Here is a 1,079-nt window from a genome sequence, read left to right as displayed (position 1 = left end):
CATTTCATGTGCATTTTTATAGTACCAAAGTACTATTTATTGGCGATCGCTCTGTACTAGTGGCGTCGTTATTCAATACATCCGTACTAAAATTTAGCGATCGCCTGTGCCAGTTGCGTAAGTCCTGTAGGAGTTTCACGGTGCTTGTATAAGCGAATCTTCTGGTTATGGGGTTTAAAAACCCAATTATCAGACCCTACAGTTTGCCAATACTTTTGACAACTCCATTGGGAAGATTTATTAGGGTGACGATGTTCTGCCCATGCTTTTAACTGGCTGAATAATGTTGTATCAGCCTGGTTAAATATGCGTTTGCTGACGACACCTGAGTAGTAGTTTGTCCATCCACGGATGACGGGATTCAGATGAGCGATTAAATCAAATTGTGGTACTGATTTATGCCCATCAATCAATTTACCTATCTTCTGCGTGTGTGCCTTCAGCTTTGTTTTGCTTGGAGTGATAAGAGTTTTGTAACCAAGTAATTTTCCGTTTGAGTAGGTAGTTTAATGCCATTTGCAAATCGCAAATTTTCGAGGGAGAAAATGCCTCTAATTTTTCCATCATTTCTTCAAACTCAGCCTTACTTAACTTCTTGCCAAGCATAAAATTCTCGTCTCTATGATATTCATCAACTACTTTTACAAGAGCTTCGTAATGCCAATCATCTTGGTTTTGCACCAAGATTAAAAATTCTAGTTGGTTTTGGGTGAATTTAAGCATTGTCGGTTCCGCCCTCCTTTTTGTTGAAAAACGAATGCGTCAAGTAGTAGTTTATTTAGCCCAAACTGAATCAGAAATGGTGTACCAGACTACTTTTAGTATTGAAAATCTGCAACATTAATTTACGGTAATTCGCTTGTAGCTGGAGTTTAGACTAGTCAGGAGTGCAAAACTCCAAACCTTTATGTCACGTTAAATTTTGCACATATCTTGTCTTTACCCCACCTTAGTCTCAACAACGCTAAAGTTTATATACAGCAAGGGTTTTCAGACTATTTTGCAGGTTTTTACGTTATTTTATTCAAAATTATTTCCGAACTTGCATAAATCTTGTACTACACCCCGATAAGTCTACA

At 37.8% G+C, this 1,079-nt stretch carries 2 protein-coding genes; both read right to left on the bottom strand.

The window, feature by feature from the left end:
• Nucleotides 1-86: 86 nt before the first annotated feature.
• On the bottom strand, nt 87-413 hold the full coding sequence (locus tag IQ246_RS29780) for a group II intron maturase-specific domain-containing protein (RefSeq protein WP_194006872.1): 327 nt from the start codon (nt 411-413) through the stop codon (nt 87-89).
• Between the two features lies 1 nt (nt 414).
• Complete coding sequence (locus IQ246_RS29775; protein WP_194006871.1) at nt 415-723, bottom strand: hypothetical protein; 309 nt, start codon at nt 721-723, stop codon at nt 415-417.
• Nucleotides 724-1,079: the final 356 nt, after the last annotated feature.

Origin of the sequence: aff. Roholtiella sp. LEGE 12411 (genome assembly GCF_015206995.1) — a bacterium.
Classification (GTDB): Bacteria; Cyanobacteriota; Cyanobacteriia; order Cyanobacteriales; family Nostocaceae; genus Komarekiella.
The sequence above is the reverse complement of the archived record's forward strand: the minus strand, read 5'-3'. Positions and strand labels throughout refer to the sequence as shown.